This is a genomic window from Pseudoalteromonas shioyasakiensis, assembly GCF_024518675.1.
GTDB lineage: Bacteria > Pseudomonadota > Gammaproteobacteria > Enterobacterales > Alteromonadaceae > Pseudoalteromonas > Pseudoalteromonas shioyasakiensis_B.
This window is the reverse complement of sequence record NZ_JANIGL010000003.1, coordinates 470406-486566: the sequence shown is the minus strand read 5'-3', so window position 1 is coordinate 486566 and position 16161 is coordinate 470406. Positions and strand designations below refer to the sequence as shown.

The window sequence follows — 16161 nt, the reverse complement described above, 5'->3', positions numbered from 1 at the left end:
TAAAAAGCCCATCAGACGATGGGCTTTGAAATTACGTTAATTTGTTAAGCTAACTTAGCAAATTAGAATGTGTATTTAACACCGATACGCATTTCCCATAGTGATGAGTCACGCTCTACATAAGTATCTTCATTACCGCTGTTAAAGTCAGAGTAAACATATCGACCTTGTTCATCGATTGTCGTAGTTACCATGCGGTTACCACCAAAAGAGCCTTTTTTCATTGTGCCCCAGCTATTATTTAGCATGTTAGTTAAGTTATCAATGACGAAGAAAACTTCACCTTTATGACCGTCCATGAAGCCAGGTACTTCTTGGCTGATTTTAAGGTCTAATTTTGCAAACCATTCAGCATTTTGGCTGTTACGACCTGTAATTTCACCACGTTTTAGGCCTTCATCAGCAATAAATTGATTAAACTCAGCTAGTTCAGCATCCGACATGTCATAAACTACATTAGGATCATCAACTAAAGGAACATACATTAACTGACGTGAACCATAGCCATAATTATTATAATCACCAAACTGACTATCTGAAGTATCATATACTAAGCTATAAGGCATGCCTTCGCTAAGTTGGCCAAATAGGTTGAATTTGGTGTTATAGCCATCAAAGAAGTCATGGGTATAACCTAATTGTAATGTAAAGCGGTGCGGAACTTCATAGTCTGATGTCGCAGGCCCAGGGTTACCAGGATTTGTTGTGGTAAAATTAGCATAGTTAGATGCCGCTACTGAGCTATTCATAGGGTTTACATCTTCTGAATCTGTATACGCATATGCTAAAGTAAAATCTATCCCATTGTCATAAGACTTACTGATAGCTGCAGAGATTATTGAAGTTTGACCGTCATCACCTTGAACATTGGTCAGCTGATATTCTTCAGCGCGACCTTCTTTACTCGCGTAAATTTCACGTCCATCAAACGTTTGAGAGCCTGTGTACTCAAGCGCAATATCTTTGATAATTGCTGCATCTTGACGTTTAGTGAATAAGTAATCTAGGTTTAAAATATAATCATTTGCAAGTGTATAAGTACCGCCAACAGAGAACTTCCACTCAGAAGGAATTTCAAAGTTAGGATCAATCGAATGCGTTGCTGCATCACCAGTCCCCGGAGTAGTGTTAGCTACTTCATCAAACATTGCTTGTGGGATTTCATAGCCTGGTGTGCCACCATTAGTCATTGGTGTATTTAATAAGTCAACGCCACGATATTGTAAAGGAATCTGTGTAATACCATCATATTGATAAGCACTAGACGCCCACACATTTGGGTTACCGCCAGAATAAAGACCAAAGCCAGCGCGTACTTCTAGAGCGTCATCAACATACCAGTTAAAGCCTACACGTGGCTGGATTAAGTCTTTACCATCCATGTTTTGCTGATTCGAATAACCGTAACGCTCTTCAAAAGCAGCGTTGTAATTCGGATAGTCATCACTTGTGTATTTATCATAACGAATACCAAATAGTAATGTGGCATCAATATCAGTAAAGCTATACTCATCTTGAAGATAGAAAGTATGCGTTTGGTATGAGAAGTCTGCTGCTAAGTCATTTGGGTTATTAGTAACTGCAGCATTATTATAATAAACGCGTGCTGCTAAGCCGTTTTCGTAATCTTCGATTGAATCGAAACGGAATTCACCTTCAGTGTGCTGTACAAATAAGTTAAAAACATTTAAGTTTTCATACTCGTAACCACCTGTAATGGTATGTTGATCAAGGTAATAAGTACCAGACAGCTTTACTGTTAGATTATCCCAATCTAGATCATTCGATTGACGAGAGTCATCTGGTCCGATATAAACAATATCGCGATTATCACCATAAGTAATTTGGAACTCACCAAAACCACTTGCGGCATCTAAAGACTCTTGACGTGCATCTAAATCCGATTTACCAACACGAATTTCAGTTGAAAAATCATCAGACCAGTCAGAATATAATGAGCCAACGAATGAAGTGAATTCAGCACCACGCTCGTAGAAGTGGCTTGAAAATGCAAGTTCATTATTATCAGCATCAGATTGTGATAATGCATAGCCATCATTATAGTTATAAACGAAGCTAGCACGGTGATCTTCATTGATATTCCAATCTAATTTAACTAGAAGTTTTTCATCTTCTACTGGCATGCTACCAGGTGTACCACCAATATCATAACCATAAACATCTTGCGTGATCTGGGCGATGCGATCAATATCTGATTGAGTCAGATTGCCACTATCCAGTGGACCGTAGCTAAATTGCTCAACACCTTCTAGTTTTTCATATGATGCAAATAAGAATAGCTTATCTTCAAGTAATGGTAGACCAACGTTAAAACCATAGCGTTTTTCAGTGTAATCACCACTATCAATATCACCTTCAATCTCATCAATGCTATCGCCTCGCATTGAGTCATTTGTGTAATCGAAGAACATACCACCGTGAACTTCGTTACTACCAGATTTAGTCACAGCATTAATATTACAAGAAGTAAAGTTACCATATTGAACATCAAACGGTGCCATTTCTACAGCTACCTGATCAATAGAGTCAAAAGAGAAAGGCTGACGAACAGTCGGGTAACCATTTGAGTTCAAACCAAAGTTATCATTCATACGAACGCCGTCTAGCGTCAAGCTATTGAAGCGTGGGTTTGCACCACCACACTGGATAGCATCTCTTGATTCATCTACATATACACGTGGATCCGCTTTTACAATATCTTGTAGATCACGATTAATTGCTGGAGCGTTTTGTAAGTCTTCAAGAGTAAAGTTAGCTGCTGGGCCTGTGCCACCGGCAAAAGAGCTAATCGGGCGTCCTGTTACTACGATTTCTTCAATATCACTCTTCGTTTGAAGTTGAACCGTAACTGGATATTCTTTACCTAGGGTAAGAAATACATTTTCTATTAGTTGATCTTCAAAAGTATCAGAATCAATAATTACGTTATAAGGGCCGCCAACACGAAGACCTTTAGCGCTGAAATAACCAGCATCATTAACGGTAGTCGTCTTTGAAGTACCACTAGGAACGTGGATTATGGTTATTTCCGTTCCTGCTGCTGGTACTCCAGATGGAGTAGTAATTTGTCCTTTTACAGATGAAGAGGTTTCATTTGCAACCGCTGCGCCACTTACACTGACACATGCTGCGATAGCAAGTGATAGTGCGGTTTTGCGTAATTGAATTTTCATTGTTAATTTCCCGTGTAAGGTATTATGTAATATTATTAGATTTAAGCTGTACGTATTTTATTAAAGTAAAAGTATGCCTAATTATTTTATTACAAATTAATTACATTGCACATTAATTTGTAATAAAAATATTTTTGACATTGCTCAGTAACAGCTATGAGAGCAACTTAAGTACTAATTTAATAGCAAAAGATGACAGTTGTATGAATAAAAAACTAACAAGCATAAAAAAACCCGTTAAAAAACGGGCTTTTATATTTAGTTAGCTAAAATTAAAATTTATAGCTGATACCAATCTTAGCTTGCCAAGCTGATGCTGCAGTATCAATTTGGCTATAGTTACGAACGTCTGAGCCGTTGTACTTTGCTTCTATTAGGTAGCGACCTTCGTCATCTAAGCCTGTGAAGTCGTATAGGGCTTGCTCTGTATAGCTAAGGCGTTTTTCTACACCCCAGTCACTATTTAGCAAGTTAGCAAAGTTATCTATCATGAAATAAACCTCACCACTGTGGCCCTCAGCAAACCCAGGGATTTCCTGTTTGATGCTAATATCCATAGTTGTAACCCAAGGTTGGGTTCCTGTGTTGCGGTCTAATATTTGACCACGCTCAGAGATTCCCGCTCGGTTAAGTAGGGTTTCAAGCTCAGCCCAAGACATATCTGATTCAGCCCAATTTACATTTGGATCATCAGCACCTGTTGGTATGTAAGCTAAGTATGCAGAGCTTGAGTCAAAATCGCGAGTATCACCTAAATCACCATCGTTATACATACCCATTGTATAGCTAAACGGACGGCCTGAACGACGTTCAAAATACACGTCAAACTTAGTGTTATAACCAGAGAAGAACTCAGTGTGATAACTTACATTTACTTTAAAGCTATGTTCAACTTCATATGAACCACGTTGTGCTAAATCTTCGTTGCGGTTTTTAGTAACATTATAAAGGTAGTTACTTTGTGCTTGTGAAGAAGAGCCTGACGATGCTTCTGTAATATCTTGATGGGCATAACTTGTAGAGATGTATAAGCCATTATCCCATTCTTTTGCAAGCGCGGTTGAGAAGATAACTGAACGACCATCTTCAGATGAGTTAGTCATTGCAATATCAAAGTTATCTTGTAAGTCACCCGTGTAAATACTTTCGTTAATTACTCGCTCACCATCTGCAGTGGTGCCTACTGGGCGAATAGCTGTGTTGTGCCAAACCGCTTCATTTTCTTTTTTATGGTAAGCAATTTCTGCTTGCCATTTAAAGCCATTACCTAAAAGTTCTGAATCAAAGTCATACTCAAAGCCAACTTGAGTACGAATACTTGATGGCAATTCAAAGTTAGGATCAATGTAGTTTGTACTACCTGCACCTTTAACTAAAGAGTCTTGAATAGCACCAGGTACTTGAGTAATGTCTGCAGGATTATTTGCATAGTAACCATCGATAACACTCGCTGGTGCATCAACTAGAGTAATCCCGTCTTTTTGGTATGAGTTATTATACCAAACATTTGGGATACCACCTTGGAAGCGACCAATACCACCACTGATAGTTAGTGCTTCAGTTGCGTAGTACTTAAAGCCAACACGTGGGAGGATGATATCTAACCCATCTAGGTTCTCTTGGTTACTGAAACCATATGTATTATAGAAGTTTTCATTGTAAGTAGGTTTGTCATCAGACGCTAAACGCTCATAGCGAAGCCCTGCGTTAACTTCTAGATCATCACCAATGTAGAAAGTATCTTCAATATAAACAGCTAACTGGCTACGTGTTGCATCATATGCAGTGTCAGCTGAGTTATTTGTATAGGCATTACTGTAGGTAAAGTCATAACTACCGTTATAGTTACCTACTTCACGATTGGCAAAACCATCAAGGCTATCAAACTCCCAAGAGCCAAGTGAGTTCGCAGCAAATAAGTTATATAGATTTAGTGACTCATACTTAATACCAAACTCAAGCTCGTGCTCATCTAATAAGTAGGTACCGTCGAAAGTAAGCGTTAGGTTTTCTGTTGATGATTCATTTGCATGGCGATATTGGTCAGTACCAAACTGATAGGCAGGACCATTGTAATATTCTTCAACTTTTACACTACCAATAGAAGAATTCGTTACGCTGTTCGATGTAACGTCTTTATAAGCGATACCAATTTCACTTGAAAAATTTTCATTCCAGTCTGAATATAACTTAGTAGAAAAGTTATTGAATTTAGTTGCGTAAGTGTATCGGTTTGAGGCCATTGAAACCGTGTCGCCACCAGTACCAAAATTACGCTCATCTTGGTCGTCTTGCCACTGGTAAGTGAAGTCTAAACGGTGATCGTCATTCACATTCCAGCTTAGTTTTACAAGTAATGTTTCGTTGGTGTCTTCAGGGTCGCCACCAAGCGAGTCTTGCATGCCATAAACTGAGTCAAGCGTTGATAAAAAGGCATTATATTGCTCTTGTGAAACATTATACTCGTTCGCAGCACCTGAGCCTTCAAAACCATAGTCTAAATCAAGCTCACTCTTCCAGCTATTGTAGTTAACAAAGTAAAAAAGCTTATCTTCGATCAGAGGGCCGCCTACATTGAAACCAAAACGTTCTTCAGATTGAATTGGTTCAACTTGCGATACACTGTAAGTTCTGTGTCCATCTTCATCAAGAACTGGGCGACCATCAGCATAAATTTGTGAAATACTGTCTACATCACCAGCCATATCGGGTGTTGAAATTTCATAAAAGCCTGAGAACTTAAATTCATTAGTACCTGATTTTGTTACGGCGTTAATTGTTCCGCCACCAAAGTTACCTTTAGATGCCGAAAACGGTGAAACATCAACTGAAATTTGTTCAATAGCATCAAGCGCCACAGGAGGTTGGGCTGTAGGGTAGCCACCATAGTTAAGACCAAAATCATCGTTTTGACCAATGCCATCAACTGTTAAACTGTTAGTACGCGGGTTGTTACCAGCAAATGTTAACTCACCGCTACCATTGATACTTGCGAGAGGGTTTAAACGTGCAATATCTTTAATATCGCGATTAAAGCTAGGCATATTGCTGATAGTGTCTTCACCGAACACACTACTTGAACCACCTGACTGTTGTACTATTTTAAAGCCAGATACTTCGATCTTTTCCATGTTCAATGGTGCAAGTTGAGAAGATAGGCGGTAAGTGTCGCCTAGCTCAAGATAAATGTTATCCAAGGTTGTGTCATTGTATGTATCAGAGTCGACAACAACGGTGTATGGACCGCCAACACGTAAGCCATTAGCAATGAAAGTACCGCTTTCATTGGTTGTTAACTCGCTAATTGTACCAGTAGGTTGGTGGATAACTTTAATTTTAACATTAGCTGCAGCGCTTCCAGAAGGCGTGGTTATTTTACCACGCATAGCCGATGAAGTATCTGCTGCCATAGCACTCGTTGAAACGCCTAAAGCTAATATTACCGCTCCAGTTAATTTCGAAAGACGAAGCTTGTTCATTTTGTTGATTCCCGTGTATAGGTTATTTAAGGTTTATCGTTAATTGATGTTAGTTGGCATCTTAAGTGCCTTTTCTAACGGTTTTGCAGAACTATCGAATAAGCTATTTAATAGTCCCGCGAGTCTGATACCTGCTTGTTGTAGGCGTGTTTTTATTATTGGTGTATTGCGATAAATGTAGCTATAGCCAATTTCATCGCCTTTAATTTTATAAAGTCTTGTAGCTAAATTATGTGACTCGTTAAGCCATTGCTCTGGTGAGCTTGCAAGATAATCGGTAATTACTTCAGTGTTTTTAGTATCAATGAATCGAGAAAATTCGGTGAAGGATAAATTTTGATTTTCAATTAACTTAGTGTCCCACAAAGAATGCAAGTTAGTGTCTTCACCGAAGAAGGTAACCTTTATTCGGTTTCCTCCTCTGTCAGCTGCACGGCCTGCATGAAAGGGTTGGTGACTATCCCCCACTAAATGAACCAAAAAGCGTAAACTGAAGCGCTTTGCATCAATAGAACTGTTTTCGTCTTTAAGTGTCTCAATCGCGAAGTACATACCATCGAGAATATTCTCAACATTGTCTTTATTTAATTTATGAGAGTGATCGTGAGAAAATTCAGCAGAGTTAGTGGGGGAGTTAATGTAGTGCCAGCGTGATGATTTTTTTTGCCAAAATTGATCAGGGTTAGAGCGCATTTCATCGGCCCAGGTTGATATTTGCGCCAAACTTTCACCTTCTAACAAATCAACAAGTGATGCTCTGGTTTGTTCAGTAATATGGTTATCTGCAATTTGGCCAACGATTCTATGACCATTTTGTCCCCAAGCAACTGCATAGTTTGATGTCAGTGCGATACTTATAGCTACAAAACAGCTCATTCCGTTTATTTGTTTACTAAACATTAATTCATTTCCTAAAAAAATTATTACGTCTTGGCAATATCCTTGGAAGTAAATTGTCCAGATTTTTAAATGAATAGGAAGGACTTAACAAGATTCATAATTTCTTGTTCATATATTATTAAAATCAGTGTCTTACGTATTATAGGTAAAATTACCTGTTGTAATAAGTAATTAAAATTGTTCAAATGGAGGAATGTACAACTTTCGATTGTTGCTAATTTGAAAATTAATAAGGTGCTTTTATCTCAACGCTCTTTTGTGACGGTTTTATTACTGTTTATCTTGGTGCTTTGGCTTTGTAGCAAAGCCTTGGTTGCCCAAAATACTTTAGCATTAAAGCCATTAATAGAAACTTCTAGCCAGTGCCAGACCACCGCGGCTCAAAATGCAGATCAATTAATTGTTTACGCTACATCAAAAAAAGTCGCTAAATCATTAATCAACAGCTTGTGTACTGATGCGGTTGTTGCAAAACAGTATGGTAAAGTTATTGGTTTTTGGGGCTATCGCACTGCTGACAGTATCGAGTTTATAGGTAAGGGGATTGCGGATCTCATTTTAGCTAAAAATAATATTATGTCGGCTTTTAAAGCAGAGTCTACTTATAACTATCAACCCGTTGTTGGTTTTCCTAGTTATACCGCTTTTTTTATTTCGGCAAAAGAAAAACCCCGAGTTGACAAGCAATACTTTTTAGGAAAACGAATAGGGCTGTTAGATTACCCAACGAGTCGCTCAGGGCATATATTACCCAAACAAGTATTTAAAGAGTTAGATATAAACTTAGAAAACCTAAAAATCACCTATGCAAGCTCACACAGTGAGTTGAGGGAGTTACTGGCCAATGGTCAAGTCGATTTAATAGCATCTTTTTGGAAAGAGGATGATCAACAACAGTTTTCAAAAAACTACATTACTCCTATTAGCAACAATATTGCTGGAACGCGCTGGTATTTGAAAATGCAGCATGAGAATACGGACTTATTGTGCGCTATCCAAGCACGTTTAATGGCGTTATCTAAATCGCAAACATCTCTGTATTTTAATCACGCTGAAGCGTATTGGCGCTGTAGTAATTCAGGTGCAGTGTTTACTGGAGGGCAAGATGAATAGTCGCATCTTCAAGTTGGTCACCCCTGTGCTCTTTATTGTATTTTTTGTCGTTTTCAAAGTTGCCGTTTTTACCCAGCAGCAGGTTACTTTGCAACAACAGGTAGTACAAATTGAAAAGCGAATCGCATTAGACTTACCACGATTGGATTTATCAAATATTTTTTTGAAACATTCCGGAAATAGTGCAGCCATTACAAGTTACATTGAACGTTTAAATGAAGAAATCCCCAGTAGTATTGTACGGGTTAATACCATCGGGGATATATCTATTAGCAATGGAGTAACGCCACATATTGAGGTAATAAAAAAGCAACTTCTCACCAGTGACAGTAATGTGTCTGTAATTTTTTTTATAGAACATAGATTTTGGCAACTAAGGGATGTGTTTGCTGCGTTACTATGTACTTTGATTGCTGGCGCTTTTGGTTTTTGGGCTGTGACTATAGAGCGTTCAAAATTAGGTATCATTTCAGCACGTAAAGAAGCTGAGCAAAAAGCGTTACCTGAACCGTTAAAGCTAGTCGTTGACTTAAATACAAAAACGCTTGCCAATAACCATACCCCTACGGCAACAGTGGCACTGGCGAATAAACCTCTTTGCTTTTATTTGGCATTAATTGAGTTTTGTATTGAAAACCCAGATGTGTTACTTAATCAAAATAAAAATGTGCCTGAAGAGTTGATTGAAATTGCTAATAAATACTTTTATCGCTTAATTGAACTGGGTCATACTATTCGTAAACGCCCTAATTTCACTAATAGTCTGGAAAAAACCCTGAGTGAAATTCGTGCTGCGCTCGATGAGGTACTTATTGATTACCCAGAGTCAAAAGATATTTATTATCCGCCTAAAGCACATGGTGAAGGGTCGCGTTCTCGCCTTCATAGTTATGGCTTAAATCAAATAAATTGTAACGATATAGAAGTCATTGGCAAGTAAGTCGTTAGGAGATGTACTGAGGTGATGATCACCCCAGTACCAAGTGTGATTATTTTGGCGAAAACTCAGCGACTTTTACTGGGCTATTCGCTTCAAAGAAACGTTTTAAAGCTTGGGCATCTGTTTCGTCTGTGCTGACGTAGCCTTTACGGTCAACTAATATTGGGTAACCATCACCACCTGAAGCATTATAACTATTAATACTCATGCGGTATGTTTGCTCTACATTAAGAGGTTCACCATTAATTCGTACTTGTTTTAGTTCTCCATTGTCACGGATAAAGCTTAGTTTGTGGTATTGTAAATAGGCTCCCGCATCAGGTGGAAAGCTTGTTACAATTTCTAGGTAATCCCATAATTCTTGGCCTTTCCAGTCCATATAAGTAATGCGGTTTTTAAAAGGGTGTACCTTTAGAATATCTTTATAACTTACTTCACCTGCCGTTATACTATCGCGAATACCCCCGCCACTAATAACACCAAAGTCGGCACCGACAGTATTCATTTGTGCTTGAATAATGACTCGAGCAAGGTTGGTTTGCTCAAAGCGAACTTTATTGCGGTCGCCTTCTAGTTTAGCATCAACAAAGCCGATTTTACCTTCGATTTGTTTCGCCCCTTTTGCTTGGTACTCAGCCAAAAAGGCTTCAAGTTCGGGGTTTGGAGTGATGTATTCGTTAGCTAATACTGGCTTAGTAGTACCATCAGCTTGTTGCTCATGGATATATAAGTTTACCGGCAGTAACTTATAGTCCAGTAAGGTTAATTGCCCATTTTCTAGTTTAAACTCTGCTTTACCAACGTATTTACCCCATTCGTGGGCTTGCATGATCCAAGTGCCATTTTGTTGATCGGGTTTACACGCTTTACCTGGTCTAAAATCATCATCATTGATATTTTCACCCGCCATGCAAATAGGCTCTTGAGAGTGACCGCCAATAATCATATCAAGGGTATTGCTAGGTAATAAACGAGCCAAAGTGACATCGCCCGGGGCATTAATACCATAGTTTGCATCTACAAAATGGCCCATGTGGGTCACAGCGATTGTAATATCAGGTTGATATTGCGCTTTTATGTTTTCAACAAGTGCTTTAGTGACAGCGACCGGCTCTTTAAATTCTAGCCCACCTATGTATTGTGGGTTGCCAATTTTAGCGGTATCGGTAGTTGTTAAGCCAACAACTGCTATTTTAAGGCCTTGTTTGTTAAAAATTTTATAAGCTTGAAAAGCATTCTTCCCCGTTTTTTTATCAAAAATATTAGCGGATAAAAGTGGGAAGTTTGCCCATTGTTGTTGTTTTTTAAGAATGTCTAGCGGGTTATCAAACTCATGGTTACCAAGGGCCATGGCGTCATAACCAATTAAAGACATGCCTTTAAAATCAGGCTCTGCAAATTGTAAATCAGATTCTGGTATTCCAGTGTTGATATCACCACCAGAGAGTAATAATACAGCGTGGCCCTGCTGTTTAGCATCATTGCGTAATTCATCAATTAAGGTCTTACGGGCTGCCATCCCGTATTCGCCTTTTTCGTTGTGCCAAAAGCGACCATGGTTATCGTTGGTATGTAAAACGGTTAGATACTTAACTTGATTGTTAGAAAGGGAATCAGCAGGAGATTGATTATTACTACATGCACTGATGCTTAGTAAAATAAAAATTGAAAATAGTATGCGCATAATGTGACCCGTGTTGTCAGTACTGTGCTATTTATTAAGCGCATAGTTTAAACTAGTTTTATTGCAAAATAACGTAATTATTCTATTTTCCTCTCATCTTGCTGAGGTAATTGACCCGTTGCGGCTAGTTGCCTACGTTGTAATTCTTGTTCTGCTAGTGCCGATTTTTCATGATTGCTGCCCACCATCCAATTTAAAAAGCTCGCTGGGAGTTGGGTATACGATTGGCCTTGATGCAAGCCAAAGTCGCAAATATGTTCATTGCTCTGTGCCATGACGGTTAATCCTATTGTGTGTTTTTATTGTCTAATTCATGGTAACAAAATACAAATCGCTAATTGAGATCGTTTAGTTTTAAATAATGTGCTTCTATAACGTCAGCGAATAAGCGCTGAATGTAAGTGGTTGTAATCGAATTGTAATTATTTTGGTGTGTTTTGTGTAAAGCACGTTGAAGCTATCGTAATTATCAACCAACTCATTTATTATTTTCAATAAATTCACATAACAACAACATAATCGTGGAACGAAAATTTATGAAAAAACTATTATTAGCCAGCGCCCTCGCCGCTTTATCTTTTACTACTCATGCGAGCGTTGTAGAAATGCATACTTCGCAAGGCACAATTACCATCAATTTGTTTGACCAACATACACCTAAAACAGTAGAGAACTTTTTAAGTTATGTTGTCAATGAATCATATAATCAAACCGTTATTCATCGCTCTGTAGAAGACTTTGTGATCCAAGGGGGTGGCTTTACTTTCACCGATGACTTTGAAGCCATAGAGACACAGCCTGCTGTAATCAATGAGCCCGCATTATCTAATGTTAAAGGCACAATTGCGATGGCTAAACTAGGCAGTAATGAAAATAGCGCTACTAGTCAGTGGTTTTTTAACTTAAAAGATAACAGCGCTAATTTGGATGTACAAAACGGGGGCTTTACTGTATTTGGGCAAATCACTGAAGATAGTTATGAGGTAATAGATGCGATTGCAGAGTTAGTTCATTGTGGTGATATTCCGGTTGTCAACATTACCACAGAGCAGTGTGCTGATGCCGATACAGTGATTACTGCTGCTAACTTAGTATCTATTAATAGTGCGGTTGTGGTAGATGACGATCCTAACTCTTCAGTTAACTTATCACCTAAAGAAAATACGCTAATTAATGATGATACAACTTCAGAGCCTATTGATAGTGATTCAAGTGGTAGTATGGGCTGGTTTGCGTTGCCTTTACTATTATTAGGTATGAAGCGCCGCGGTAAATTATAAAGTGTTTTAGGATTGCTATCAGTGTGATAGCGATCCTAATTCTTTTTAAATGCCAAATACGCGAAGCATCACCAAAACCCACATCGCTAGTACGAGTAAGCAGCCCACTAAAAAGCAGTAATAGCGCGATTTCAAGTTATTAGCACCAATGTGAATAAGTGTATGCACGATGCGTGAAACAACAAAGCCCCATGCTATCACAGTAAATAAGTAACCCACTGCATTCACTTGCATTGCAGCAAGGCTTGCAACAAAAAATAACACCGGTATCTCAAACTGATTGACAAAATTTCTATCAGCTACACGTACTTTATCACCTGCATTGTCTAACTTCATTGTTGCAAAATCATCTAGAGAAATTGTTTTATTTTTTGCAGCAGCGAAGCGGCGACGACCCATAACTACCATAACCGTAAATGTAAGCAGGACTTGCACAAACATTGCTAACAGTAAATATTTTTCCATTTCAAACCTCTTTGTTCATCATTGTTGCTAAGTGAATGTATTAATCAGAATATCAGTTTGTTTTTGTAATTTACAATGTGTTACAAAGTATATAGGAAAATCATTGCAAGCATTTTGATATTTACCGATGATTAAAACTAAAAATAAATTGATGGATTAACCTCGTATGAAAAAAATTATTACCCTGAGCGCAATCGCACTTGCAGTATTAACGGGTTGTGGTACAACCACTACGCCAGTTCAACAGCAAACCTCATTATTATCAGATACCTTAGTTATAAGCCCAAACGATAGCCGCGAATATAAAACATTAAAATTAGCTAACGAGATAGAGGTTATTTTAGTGTCAGATCCGAGTGCTGAAAAATCGGCCGCGGCGCTGAGCGTAGGCGTAGGCTTGTTACATGATCCAATGAGCCAACAGGGTATGGCGCACTATTTAGAGCATATGTTGTTTTTAGGCACTGAGCGTTACCCAGACACAAAGGGTTACTCTGACTTTATGACCAAAAATGGTGGCGCGCATAACGCTTATACCTGGCTTGATATCACCAACTACATGTTTAAAGTCAATAATGACGCATACGATGAAGCACTTGACCGTTTTGCTGACTTCTTTAAATCTCCAAAGCTTTACCCTGAATACACAGATAAAGAGAAAAATGCAGTGAATGCTGAGTGGTCAATGCGCCGTGAGATGGACTTTTTTGGCCAGTTTAAATTGGCCCGTAAAATGATGGGCGATCACCCTGCAAACCGTTTTCTAATTGGTAATCTTGAAACGCTTGGTGATAAAGAAGGCAGTTCATTACATAAAGAAACTGTTGATTTTTATAATAAATACTATTCGTCTAATATTATGAAAGTGGCGATGATTTCGAACTTGCCATTAAGTGAAATGGAAGCAAAAGCACAAAAGTACTTTGCAGATATTGAAGATAAAAAAATCGAAAAGCCAACGGTCACTAAAAAGTTAGACTTTGAAAACGTCGGTGGCAAACGTGTCCATTACTCACCGAACGAAGATGTAAAGCAGCTTCAACTTGATTTTACGATCACCGATAACAGTGATGAGTTTGCTGTTAAACCTAACCGTTTTGTGGCTTATTTATTAAGCAATGAAATGCAGGGCAGCCCGGCACAAATACTACGTGATAAGGGCTGGGTGTCGCAACTTTCAGCAAATGGCTCTCCTACACACTACGGTAATTATGGCGCTTTAACGGTTGATATTCAGCTAACTGACGAGGGCATGAAAAATCGCGAGACAATAGTTGCAACAATAATGCAGTATATTGATCTTATTAAAAAAGAAGGGGTTGATAGTAAGTACTTTAATGAAATTCGTACATCGTTAAATAATCAATTCCAGTTCTTAGAGAAAGGTGATGAGTTTGGCTATGTCAGTAACCTTGCTGGCAGTATGCAAGAATACCCAGTAAACCATGCTATTAATGCACCGTATCATTATGCAAAATTTGACGCAGATGCAATTAACCGAGTGCTTGAGCAACTAAATGCTGACACATTGCGCATTTGGTATACGTCTAAACAAGAAGAAACCGATTCACAACTGCATTTTTATGACGGTAAATACCGCATTGAAGATATTAGTGAAACCGAAGTTGCAAGCTGGAGTAAACCAAGTGAGTTTGATCTTGCACTTCCTACGGTAAACCGTTTATTACCAGAAAGCTTTGCTATTAAAACTGCTGAGTTTGAGCAGCAAAAACACCCGCAACTTGTTTATGATAAAAATGGCGTAAAAGTATGGCGACAAGCAAGTCAAAACTTTGCAGAGCAGCCAAAAGGCTTAGTTGAAGTTTATTTAAATACACCTGACGCATTAACTGATATTAAAGCGAAAGTACTTTATTCGGTATGGGCTGATTTATATAACCTACAACAAAGTAAATTAAGCACCGAAGCCGCTGTTGCAGGTATGAGCGTTGGCTTAGAAGCTAGCAATGGTTTAACTTTGTCATTAAGTGGTTTTACAGATAAACAAGACGAATTGCTTGCGCAAGCACTTGAGTCAATTAATGTACAAACAACAGAGCAAGGTTTAGCGCAAGCGCTAGATCGCTTCCAACGTGGCTTACTTAATAAGCAAAAGCAATTTCCTTTCTACCAAGCGTTTGATGAATACTCAAAACTTATCAGAACCGGCAGCTTTGATACGGATGAATTGATCAAAACGGCAAAAGCAATCACTCTTGCTGATTTTGAGCAACTTAAGCAGCATACATTCAGCAATAACGAGCTACGTGTGTTTACCTTCGGTAATTACAATCAGCAAGATGTTGAGGCGATTGCGGCAGAGCTGAGCGATGTATTACCAAAGAACCACCAATCAACCACGTTTGCACGTAGTAAAGCATGGTTACCTCAAGCGGGTGAAACCATCGTGCTGCAAAAAGACATTGATGTAGCAGATGTGGCAATTATTGATATGACCGTACACCCTGTGGCAGGTTATAAGCAAAAAGCACAAGCACAAGTGTTGCAAGATCACTTCAGAACAATTGCGTTTGATAAAATGCGTACAGAAGAGCAACTGGCTTATGCAGTAGGCGCGCTTGCCCGCCCAATTGAAGATTACTCCGCAATTGGTTTGTTTATTCAAACGCCTGTGAAAGGGCCGAAAGACATGCAAGCACGTTTTGACGAGTTTAAAAAGCAATATGCAGTAGAGCTTGATAACATGAGCGAAGAAACCTTTGCTCAACTTAAAAATGCTACTCTGGTTTCACTTAAGGAGCAACCTAAAAATTTAAGTGATGAAATGGGGCCGTTAATTAGTGATTGGTATCGTGAAAACTTTGATTTTGACTCTAAAGAAAAGTTAATTGCAGAAGTAGAAAAAGTCACCCTCGCGGATATTAAAGACTACTACAAACAAACCATGCTAAACCCACAAGCCGCGCGTTTAAACGTGCAACTGCGTGGTAGTAAGTTTGCTGACAAAGCGTTTGCAGATTTACCTAAGCAAACTTTAGTGACTGACTTACAAGTGCACTTTGATGGTATTAAATTGCAAAAGTAACTTCTAAATATAAGCAGGTCTTAGTTTAATCACTTAAATTAAAGCCCAAGCAATTAATAT

General features: G+C 38.6%; 10 protein-coding genes. 4 read left to right on the top strand and 6 right to left on the bottom strand.

Annotation, left to right across the window (positions count from 1 at the left end; translation table 11 throughout):
- Window positions 1–62: 62 nt before the first annotated feature.
- From NQT69_RS11580 to NQT69_RS11570, 3 genes are all read right to left on the bottom strand, one after another.
- Window positions 63–3194, bottom strand: coding sequence for a TonB-dependent receptor (locus NQT69_RS11580; protein WP_256827820.1), 3132 nt, complete (start codon window positions 3192–3194; stop codon window positions 63–65).
- A 272-nt stretch (window positions 3195–3466) separates the two neighbouring features.
- Complete coding sequence (locus tag NQT69_RS11575) at window positions 3467–6673, bottom strand: TonB-dependent receptor (RefSeq protein WP_256827819.1); 3207 nt, start codon at window positions 6671–6673, stop codon at window positions 3467–3469.
- 39 nt (window positions 6674–6712) lie between these two features.
- Entirely contained in the window at window positions 6713–7573 is an 861-nt protein-coding gene (locus NQT69_RS11570; RefSeq protein WP_372823091.1) for a S1/P1 nuclease, read from the bottom strand.
- A 219-nt stretch (window positions 7574–7792) separates the two neighbouring features.
- Between NQT69_RS11570 and NQT69_RS11565 the strand changes: the two genes are divergently transcribed.
- Window positions 7793–8686, top strand: coding sequence for a hypothetical protein (locus tag NQT69_RS11565; RefSeq protein WP_372823089.1), 894 nt, complete (start codon window positions 7793–7795; stop codon window positions 8684–8686).
- Window positions 8679–9626, top strand: coding sequence for a hypothetical protein (locus NQT69_RS11560; RefSeq protein WP_256827818.1), 948 nt, complete (start codon window positions 8679–8681; stop codon window positions 9624–9626). The genes NQT69_RS11565 and NQT69_RS11560 overlap by 8 nt, the downstream gene beginning before the upstream one ends.
- Window positions 9627–9675: 49 nt before the next feature.
- Here the strand turns inward: NQT69_RS11560 and ushA are convergent, their stop codons facing one another.
- Together ushA and NQT69_RS11550 are read right to left on the bottom strand one after the other, a co-directional pair.
- Window positions 9676–11310: a bifunctional UDP-sugar hydrolase/5'-nucleotidase UshA gene (gene ushA / locus NQT69_RS11555; RefSeq protein ID WP_256827817.1), complete on the bottom strand. Its 1635-nt coding sequence runs from the start codon at window positions 11308–11310 to the stop codon at window positions 9676–9678.
- A 77-nt stretch (window positions 11311–11387) separates the two neighbouring features.
- The gene (locus tag NQT69_RS11550; protein WP_256827816.1) at window positions 11388–11585 is read right to left on the bottom strand and encodes a hypothetical protein; all 198 of its coding nucleotides are present in this window, start codon (window positions 11583–11585) and stop codon (window positions 11388–11390) included.
- 261 nt (window positions 11586–11846) lie between these two features.
- Here NQT69_RS11550 and NQT69_RS11545 point away from each other — a divergent pair, with 261 nt between their 5' ends.
- Window positions 11847–12590, top strand: coding sequence for a peptidylprolyl isomerase (locus NQT69_RS11545; protein ID WP_256827815.1), 744 nt, complete (start codon window positions 11847–11849; stop codon window positions 12588–12590).
- 45 nt (window positions 12591–12635) lie between these two features.
- On the opposite strand, the gene NQT69_RS11540 is transcribed toward NQT69_RS11545, so the two are convergent.
- Window positions 12636–13055, bottom strand: a complete 420-nt coding sequence (locus tag NQT69_RS11540; protein WP_256827814.1) for an MAPEG family protein — start codon at window positions 13053–13055, stop codon at window positions 12636–12638.
- Between the two features lie 166 nt (window positions 13056–13221).
- On the opposite strand from NQT69_RS11540, the gene NQT69_RS11535 reads away from it, so the two are divergent.
- Entirely contained in the window at window positions 13222–16101 is a 2880-nt protein-coding gene (locus tag NQT69_RS11535; protein ID WP_256827813.1) for an insulinase family protein, read from the top strand.
- The last annotated feature ends 60 nt before the right edge of the window (window positions 16102–16161 follow it).

What these genes read in the sequence shown, in the direction of transcription:
- NQT69_RS11580 (WP_256827820.1), bottom strand. Translation starts at nt 3,194, where the DNA reads ATGAAAATTCAATTACGCAAAACCGCACTATCACTTGCTATCGCAGCA.
- NQT69_RS11575 (WP_256827819.1), bottom strand. Translation starts at nt 6,673, where the DNA reads ATGAACAAGCTTCGTCTTTCGAAATTAACTGGAGCGGTAATATTAGCT.
- NQT69_RS11570 (WP_372823091.1), bottom strand. Translation starts at nt 7,573, where the DNA reads ATGTTTAGTAAACAAATAAACGGAATGAGCTGTTTTGTAGCTATAAGT.
- NQT69_RS11560 (WP_256827818.1), top strand. Translation starts at nt 8,679, where the DNA reads ATGAATAGTCGCATCTTCAAGTTGGTCACCCCTGTGCTCTTTATTGTA.
- ushA (WP_256827817.1), bottom strand. Translation starts at nt 11,310, where the DNA reads ATGCGCATACTATTTTCAATTTTTATTTTACTAAGCATCAGTGCATGT.
- NQT69_RS11550 (WP_256827816.1), bottom strand. Translation starts at nt 11,585, where the DNA reads ATGGCACAGAGCAATGAACATATTTGCGACTTTGGCTTGCATCAAGGC.
- NQT69_RS11545 (WP_256827815.1), top strand. Translation starts at nt 11,847, where the DNA reads ATGAAAAAACTATTATTAGCCAGCGCCCTCGCCGCTTTATCTTTTACT.
- NQT69_RS11540 (WP_256827814.1), bottom strand. Translation starts at nt 13,055, where the DNA reads ATGGAAAAATATTTACTGTTAGCAATGTTTGTGCAAGTCCTGCTTACA.
- NQT69_RS11535 (WP_256827813.1), top strand. Translation starts at nt 13,222, where the DNA reads ATGAAAAAAATTATTACCCTGAGCGCAATCGCACTTGCAGTATTAACG.